8 protein-coding genes and 1 riboswitch are annotated in these 8001 nt (G+C 71.2%); of the genes, 5 read left to right on the plus strand and 3 right to left on the minus strand.

The window, feature by feature from the left end:
* Window positions 1-234: 234 nt before the first annotated feature.
* The 3 genes from AB0I16_RS27425 to AB0I16_RS27435 form a co-directional block, all read right to left on the minus strand.
* Entirely contained in the window at window positions 235-975 is a 741-nt protein-coding gene (locus AB0I16_RS27425; protein WP_363252271.1) for an enhanced serine sensitivity protein SseB C-terminal domain-containing protein, read from the minus strand.
* 187 nt (window positions 976-1162) lie between these two features.
* Window positions 1163-1939, minus strand: a complete 777-nt coding sequence (locus tag AB0I16_RS27430) for an enhanced serine sensitivity protein SseB (RefSeq protein ID WP_363252259.1) — start codon at window positions 1937-1939, stop codon at window positions 1163-1165.
* A gap of 60 nt (window positions 1940-1999) precedes the next feature.
* Window positions 2000-2680, minus strand: coding sequence for an AAA family ATPase (locus AB0I16_RS27435; RefSeq protein ID WP_363252272.1), 681 nt, complete (start codon window positions 2678-2680; stop codon window positions 2000-2002).
* Window positions 2681-2853: 173 nt separating this feature from the next.
* A riboswitch (glycine riboswitch) is annotated at window positions 2854-2973 on the plus strand.
* Window positions 2974-3122: 149 nt separating this feature from the next.
* On the opposite strand from AB0I16_RS27435, the gene gcvT reads away from it, so the two are divergent.
* The 5 genes from gcvT (at window position 3123) to AB0I16_RS27460 (ending at window position 7877) form a co-directional block, all read left to right on the plus strand.
* A complete protein-coding gene (gene gcvT, locus AB0I16_RS27440; RefSeq protein ID WP_363252261.1) occupies window positions 3123-4256 on the plus strand; it encodes a glycine cleavage system aminomethyltransferase GcvT in 1134 nt (377 codons plus the stop codon).
* A gap of 100 nt (window positions 4257-4356) precedes the next feature.
* Complete coding sequence (gene gcvH / locus AB0I16_RS27445) at window positions 4357-4734, plus strand: glycine cleavage system protein GcvH (RefSeq protein WP_062771242.1); 378 nt, start codon at window positions 4357-4359, stop codon at window positions 4732-4734.
* A 23-nt stretch (window positions 4735-4757) separates the two neighbouring features.
* Window positions 4758-6020 carry a serine hydroxymethyltransferase gene (glyA, locus tag AB0I16_RS27450; RefSeq protein ID WP_363252262.1) on the plus strand — a complete coding sequence of 421 codons (1263 nt, stop codon included), beginning with the start codon at window positions 4758-4760 and terminating at the stop codon, window positions 6018-6020.
* A 199-nt stretch (window positions 6021-6219) separates the two neighbouring features.
* Window positions 6220-7590, plus strand: a complete 1371-nt coding sequence (locus AB0I16_RS27455; protein WP_363252264.1) for an L-serine ammonia-lyase — start codon at window positions 6220-6222, stop codon at window positions 7588-7590.
* Window positions 7591-7664: 74 nt separating this feature from the next.
* Complete coding sequence (locus AB0I16_RS27460) at window positions 7665-7877, plus strand: EF-hand domain-containing protein (protein ID WP_363252265.1); 213 nt, start codon at window positions 7665-7667, stop codon at window positions 7875-7877.
* Window positions 7878-8001 lie beyond the last annotated feature (124 nt).

An 8001-nucleotide genomic window follows, 5' to 3' on the forward strand; every position in this document is an offset into this window, starting at 1 on the left:
TACACAGGGGCGAAGGCCCCTGGAGCGGGAGTCTTCATCCACGTCGCGATCTGTTACCAGTCTTGAAGGTGAATGGATGCGCAACCGTGATGCTGTTCGAGGTGTTCCGTTATGCGGACGCGTGTGAACGGGGTGCGAACACGGGGCAGTTGGGTCTCAATGCGCCACGGGAGGCCATAGGGCCCCTGTCGCACCAGAACGGACATCGTCTCCGTTCGTGCAGTTCAGTAACGGTCAGTACTGCGCCGGGTAGCCGTAACCGCCCGCCGGAGCCGGTGCGGCCTGGGCCTCGCGGTCGTAGAACGGACGGGTGTTGGCCCGTAGCCACATCGCCACCGGGTCGTAGTCGTCGGACATCGCGACGGTCGAGACGGGGAGTCCGTCGGGGACCGCGGCGATGGACTGCTGCATCATCGCGCGCACCGCGTCGACCGACGGCGGCGACGTGTCGTACACGTCGAGGCCGATGGCCAGATACGGCGCCCCGAGAGCCGGCTGCACCCACGCGCGGCGCAGCGAGCGCACGGCGGACGTGCGGTGCGCGTTCTGCGTCAGCAGGGCGTAGAACTGCGGAATCTCGATGGCCGGCTCGGTCAGCCTGAGCGGGCCCGCGGGCAGCAGGTCGAGGCCGCACGCGATGCGGCGCAGGTCGAGCCACGGGATGCCGACGCCGCCGCCGGGCGCGTGCGGGTTGAGCCAGAGGCCGTAGAGGTCGGGGTAGAGGGTGCGGGCGACGTCGATGCCGCGCACCACCTCGTGGCTGCGGTTCCAGCCACTGGCCGACAGCTCCTGGGCGGAGGTCACGCACGGTGCGTAGCCGAGGCCGTCGACCTCCATGTTCCCGTACTGGGCGTCGGGCGAGCCCGCCTGGCCGTGCCAGAGCAGCATCCACACCTGGTCGGCGGAGAGTGCGTGCAGCAGTGCCTCGTACGCGTCGTAGCGCCCCGGCGTCACCTGGCGCAGCAGCTGCTCGATCTGTCCCCAAGGCCGCGACTCCGCCCGGCCAGGGGAGGCCCCGTCGCCCGCGGCCGTGCCCGACGCACTCACCCGTAACCGCCCCTTCACGACGAACTCGATGGACCCGAATGCAACCAGCTTAAGCGTCGATCCCGGCGTGGACTTGACGTACGCGGCCCCCGGCCCGGCGCGTACTGCTATGCGTTCAGCCCACCCGGAGGTAGAACGGCCGCACCTTGGCGCGCAGCCAGTCGCCGACCGGGTCCTGCGCCACGTCGAGCAGGACGAGGTTGACCGGCCAGGCCACCGGGACCTGCCCGAGGGCGCGGCCGAGTGCCTGCATCGGGAGGTCGCGGGCGCCGCCCTCCCAGGTGGTCAGCTCGACGCCGACGAAGAGGGTGGGGTCGTCGGTCTCGACGGCGGCCAGGCAGCGGCGGGCGGTGAACACGACCCCCGTCGCCTCGAACTCGCGGGCCGCGGCGGCCAGGAAGTCCACGGGGTCCTCCTGCCAGTCCGGCTCGTAAAGACGCACCCGGCCGCCGCTGGTGGGCCCGTCGAGCGGGGTGCGGCCGGCCCGGCACAGCTCGGCGACGGCCGGGGGCGGCAGGGGTACGCCGACGGTGCCGTCCGGGTTCAGCGCGATGCCGAGCTGCGGCGGGAGGCCGCGCGCGAACTCCACCGCGGGCGCCACCGTGCACCCCATGCGGTCGGCCGCGTCGCCCAGGGCCTGGCGGAACTGCTGCTCGGAGGTGAAGACGGGGACGTACGCCTGGCCGTCGATCTCCAGGGTGGGCAGGTCGAGGATGCCGCTCTCGGGGCCGCCGCCGTTCGGCAGCGGTACCCAGACCCGGCTGCGGCCGAGCACCTCGACGACGCGGCCGCCCGCCCCTGGGACGCCGAGGGAGGCCGCGAGGACCTCCTCCAGTTCGTTGCCCGGCCATCCGACGTACGGATGGGCGTGTGCCTGCGCCGGAAATTCCATCAGTCCAACCCCTGCTCGCGACCGCTCTGCCTGCGGCTGGCACCCTAGCGCCGCCCGCGCTCAGCGGTCGAAGGCGATCCCCCGCAGCACCCGCGCCGCCGCCCGGTCGAGGAGCACCGCGGAGCCGCAGCCGCGCGGCAGCTCGCCCCGCTCGGCGTCGCCGACCAGGCGGCCGATCGTCCTGCGGTGGCGTGCGAAGGCGTACCGCGAGACGCCGCGTCCCCGCTCGCGCTGGCCTTCGAGCGCGGTGTCCGCGGGTACGTCCAGGAGGAGCAGGTGCAGCGTGCTGCCGCGCCGCGCCGCCTCGCGGGCCAGCCAGCGGCGCACCCAGGTCTGGGTGCCGCAGTCGTGCACGACGACGCTCGCCCCCGAGCGCAGGGTGCGCCGCAGTCCCGCGTAGTGCGCGAGGCGGACGAGGGGGCGGTACACCGCGTACGGCAGGTGGCGCGGCATGCGCGCGGCCCAGCGGTCGCGGGTGTCCTGGGAGTCGACGCGGGGGCCCGTGACGGCCTGCCGCATCAGCGTCGACTTCCCGCCGCCGGGCAGCCCGGAGACGACGACCAGGTCGCCCTCGCCGAAGGTGAGGCGGTGCGGGCTGTGGCCCGCCCGCTGCCTGAGGTCCCTGACGACGGCCACCGGAAGCAGCGGTTCGCAGCTCTCCCTTGGCGGGGCGGCGGCCTGCCCGGGCAGTGCCACCCCCGTGGTCGTGGCGTAGCCACTGATCCTGCTGCGCACCGTGATCGGCCTCCCCGTAGCTGTCACGTACTGCTTTCCCACGCAAGTGTAAAGAGAAGGTAATGCCGCACAAGAGGACCGAGATCCGCGGCGCATCGTGACGGAGCCGCACCGGGCCACGGGTCCCCCTCGCGGGAGCCGCGTGCAATGATGTGCCCGCCAACTCCATACCGGCCGTTTGAATCCGCGCGGGAGAGTTCCCAGCACCCGTCGTACGACGTAGCGCGTACGACGCCCTGGGGCGCCGAAGGAGCAAGTTCCTCCCTTGAATCTCTCAGGCCCCGTACCGCGCGGGCGAGGCACATCTGAAAAGCGGACCGTCTCCACGGTCCCACCCAAGGTGCAAGCCGGGAGTCCCGAAATCGGGCACGCTCGCGGCGAACCTCTCAGGTTCCGATGACAGATGGGGAGGATCGACCTCGCCCGTCATGCCCTGGGAGTTCCCTTCATGAGCACTGCCCCCCGTCTCACTGCTCTCGATGCCGTGCATCGAGCGCTCGGCGCGACCATGACCGACTTCGCGGGCTGGGACATGCCGCTGCGGTACGCCAGCGAGCGCGACGAGCACAACGCCGTGCGCACCAAGGCCGGCCTCTTCGACCTCTCCCACATGGGCGAGATCACGGTCACGGGCCCCGAGGCCGTCGACTTCCTGAACTTCGCGCTGGTCGGCAACATCGGCTCCGTCGGTGCCGGCCGCGCCCGCTACACGATGATCGTCGACGAGGACGGCGGCATCCTGGACGACCTGATCGTCTACCGCCTCGGCGAGGCCGAGGCCCCCGAGTACATGGTCGTCGCCAACGCCTCCAACGCGCTGACCGTCCTCGACGCGCTGACCGCCCGGGTCGCCGGTTTCGACGCGGAGGTCCGCGACGACCGCGACGCGTACGCGCTGCTCGCCGTCCAGGGCCCCGAGTCCCCCGGCATCCTGAAGTCCCTCACGGACGCCGACCTGGACGGCCTGAAGTACTACGCGGGCCTGCCGGGCACCGTCGCGGGCGTGCCCGCGCTGATCGCCCGCACGGGCTACACCGGCGAGGACGGCTTCGAGCTGTTCGTCGCCCCCGGTGACGCGGAGAAGCTGTGGGGCGCGCTGACGGAGGCGGGCACCCCCGTCGGCATGGTGCCCGCGGGCCTCTCCTGCCGCGACACCCTGCGCCTGGAGGCGGGCATGCCGCTGTACGGGCACGAGCTGACCGCCGGTCTCACGCCGTTCGACGCGGGTCTCGGCCGGGTCGTGAAGTTCGAGAAGACCTCGCAGGCGGACACCTTCGTGGGCCGTGCCGCCCTCGTGGCCGCCGCGGAGCGCGCCGAGACCGCCCCGCCGCGCAAGCTGGTCGGCCTGGTCGCCGAGGGCCGCAGGGTGCCGCGCGCCGGCTTCCCCGTGGTGGCCGACGGCAAGGTCATCGGCGAGGTCACCTCCGGCGCCCCGTCGCCGACGCTGGGCAAGCCGATCGCCATGGCGTACGTCGACGCCGAGCACGCCGCCCCCGGCACGGCGGGCGTGGGCGTGGACATCCGCGGCACCCACGAGCCGTACGAGGTCGTGGCGCTGCCGTTCTACAAGCGCCAGAAGTGACCCTCGGTGCGGGGGCCGCGGGCGCCGCGGCGCCAGGAGTGACCCCCCGCACACCGTCCCCGTTCCACAGCACCCACCCGCGTACAGGAGAATTCAGGACATGAGCAACCCCCAGCAGCTGCGTTACAGCAAGGAGCACGAGTGGCTCTCGGCCGCCGAGGAGGGCGTGTCGACCATCGGCATCACGGAGCACGCGGCGAACGCGCTCGGTGACGTCGTCTTCGTGCAGCTTCCTGAGGTCGGTGACACGGTGACCGCGGGTGAGACCTGCGGCGAGCTGGAGTCGACCAAGTCGGTCAGCGACCTCTACTCCCCGGTCAACGGCGAGGTCGTCGCCGCCAACCAGGACGTCGTCGACGACCCGTCGCTGGTGAATTCCGCCCCCTTCGAGGGCGGATGGCTGTTCAAGGTGCGCATCACGGACGAGCCGGACGATCTGCTCTCCGCCGATGAGTACACCGCTTTCGCCGCCGGCTGACCCATACCGTTAGGGACTGTGTGATGTCGCTTCTGAACACCCCTCTCCACGAGCTGGACCCGGACGTCGCCGCCGCCGTCGACGCCGAGCTCCACCGCCAGCAGTCGACCCTGGAAATGATCGCCTCGGAGAACTTCGCTCCGGTCGCCGTCATGGAGGCCCAGGGCACCGTCCTCACGAACAAGTACGCCGAGGGCTACCCCGGCCGCCGCTACTACGGCGGCTGCGAGCACGTCGACGTCACCGAGCAGATCGCGATCGACCGGATCAAGGACCTGTTCGGCGCCGAGTACGCGAACGTGCAGCCGCACTCCGGCGCCTCCGCGAACCAGGCCGCCCTCTTCGCGATCGCCCAGCCCGGCGACACGATCCTCGGCCTGGACCTGGCGCACGGCGGCCACCTCACCCACGGCATGCGCCTGAACTTCTCCGGCAAGCAGTTCAACGTGGTCGCGTACCACGTGGACGAGGCCGGCCTGGTCGACATGGCCGAGGTCGAGCGCCTGGCCAAGGAGAACAGCCCGAAGGTGATCATCGCGGGCTGGTCCGCCTACCCGCGCCACCTCGACTTCGCCGAGTTCCGCCGCATCGCCGACGCGGTCGGCGCGAAGCTGTGGGTCGACATGGCGCACTTCGCCGGCCTGGTCGCCGCGGGGCTGCACCCGAACCCGGTGCCCTACGCGGACGTGGTGACCTCCACCACGCACAAGACCCTCGGCGGCCCGCGCGGCGGCGTCATCCTGGCCCGCGACAAGGAGTTCGCGAAGAAGCTGAACTCCGCGGTCTTCCCCGGCTTCCAGGGCGGCCCGCTGGAGCACGTGATCGCGGCCAAGGCCGTCTCCTTCAAGGTCGCGGCCTCGGAGGAGTTCAAGGAGCGCCAGCAGCGCACCCTGGACGGCGCCCGCATCCTGGCCGAGCGCCTCGTCCAGGAGGACGCCAAGGCCGTCGGCGTCGACGTCCTGTCCGGCGGCACCGACGTGCACCTGGTCCTGGTGGACCTGCGCAACTCCGAGCTGGACGGCCAGCAGGCCGAGGACCGCCTCCACGAGGTCGGCATCACGGTCAACCGCAACGCGGTCCCGAACGACCCGCGCCCCCCGATGGTCACCTCGGGCCTGCGGATCGGTACGCCCGCGCTCGCCACCCGCGGCTTCCAGGAGGAGGACTTCCGCGAGGTCGCCGACATCATCGCCGAGGCCCTGAAGCCGGGCTTCGACGCGGACGCCCTCAAGGCCCGCGTGACCGCCCTGGCCGACAAGCACCCGCTCTACCCCGGCCTGAAGTAGTTTCGTACCCTTTTTTTGTACGCTTTTGTTCGTACGTACGAAACGTCGGGGCACCTTGCACACTGGATGGTGAGCAGGGTGCCCCGCACCACGTGAGCCGCACGTGTGCCGCCCCGCGCAGATCCCCGCACGCACCGCCTTGTACCTCTGCACCACCCCGGCAGACAACGGCGTCTACCAACCACCCTTGGAGTGTCCCGTGGCCATCTCGGTCTTCGACCTGTTCTCGATCGGCATCGGCCCGTCCAGCTCCCACACGGTCGGCCCGATGCGCGCCGCCCGCATGTTCGCGAGCCGGCTCAAGAACGAGGGCCTCATGGCCCACACCCACGCGATACGGGCCGAGCTGTTCGGCTCGCTCGGCGCGACCGGCCACGGCCACGGCACCCCGAAGGCCGTGCTGCTCGGCCTGGAGGGCGAGTCGCCGCGCACCGTGGACGTGGAGAGCGCCGACGACCGCGTGGAGCGCATCAAGCAGACCTCGCGCCTCGACCTCCTCGGCATGCACGAGATCGGCTTCGACTTCGACGAGGACCTGGTCCTGCACCGCCGCAAGGCCCTGTCGTACCACGCCAACGGCATGACGATCTCCGCGTACGACCGCGAGGGCGCCCCGCTCCTGGAGAAGACGTACTACTCCGTGGGCGGCGGCTTCGTCGTCGACGAGGCGGCGGTCGAGGGCGACAACCCGATCGTGCCGGACGACACCGTGCTCAGGTACCCGTTCCGCACCGGCGACGAGCTGCTGCGGCTCACCGAGGAGACCGGGCTCTCCATCTCCGCGCTGATGCTGGAGAACGAGAAGGCCTGGCGCACCGAGGCGGAGATCCGTGCGGGGCTCCTCGACATCTGGGGCGTCATGCAGTCCTGCGTCGCGCGCGGCATGTCCCGCGAGGGCATCCTGCCGGGCGGCCTGAAGGTCCGCCGCCGCGCCGCCAACTCCGCCCGCCAGCTCCGCGCCGAGGGCGACCCGCAGGCCCGCGCCATGGAGTGGATCACCCTGTACGCGATGGCGGTGAACGAGGAGAACGCGGCGGGCGGCCGTGTGGTCACCGCCCCGACGAACGGCGCCGCCGGCATCATCCCCGCGGTCCTGCACTACTACATGAACTTCGTGCCCGGCGCCGACGAGGACGGCGTGGTCCGCTTCCTGCTCGCCGCGGGCGCCATCGGCATGCTCTTCAAGGAGAACGCCTCCATCTCCGGCGCCGAGGTCGGCTGCCAGGGCGAGGTCGGCTCCGCCTGCTCGATGGCGGCGGGCGCCCTCGCCGAGGTCATGGGCGGCTCTCCCTCCAAGGTCGAGAACGCCGCCGAGATCGGCATGGAGCACAACCTCGGCCTGACCTGCGACCCGGTCGGCGGCCTCGTCCAGATCCCGTGCATCGAGCGCAACGGCATGGCGGCGGTGAAGGCCGTGACCGCCGCGAAGATGGCGATGCGGGGCGACGGCTCCCACAAGGTCTCCCTCGACAAGGTCATCAAGACCATGAAGGACACGGGCGCCGACATGTCCGTCAAGTACAAGGAGACGGCGCGGGGCGGGCTCGCGGTCAACATCATCGAGTGCTGAGCCCGTCCCCGGCGTCACCCGGACGGCCGATACCCTGGCCTCCGTCAGCAGTGCACGAAGAAGGGGTGGGTCCGGTGGCGGACATCGAGGAAGCGCGGAAGACGTTCGAGCAGTTCGACGCGGACGGCGACGGCTTCATCACGGCGGCCGAGTGGAAGAGCGCCATGGCCAGGATGGGCGACTTCTACATGACCGAGACGGTGGCCGAGGCCGTCATCGGCACGAAGGACACCGACGCGGACAAGCGCCTGTCGTTCGACGAGTTCTGGGCGAGCCTGAACAAGTAGGACGAGCGGTGGCGGAGGGGCCCGGCGCATCTTCACCATCGGCCTGGGGCTGCTCGCGCTGAGCGTGTTCTTCTCGGCCCGCATCGCGCGGCTGAGGGTCTACACCGTCTCCGAGATGCTCGAC

Source organism: Streptomyces sp. NPDC050703 (assembly GCF_040654435.1).
Lineage (GTDB): Bacteria > Actinomycetota > Actinomycetes > Streptomycetales > Streptomycetaceae > Streptomyces.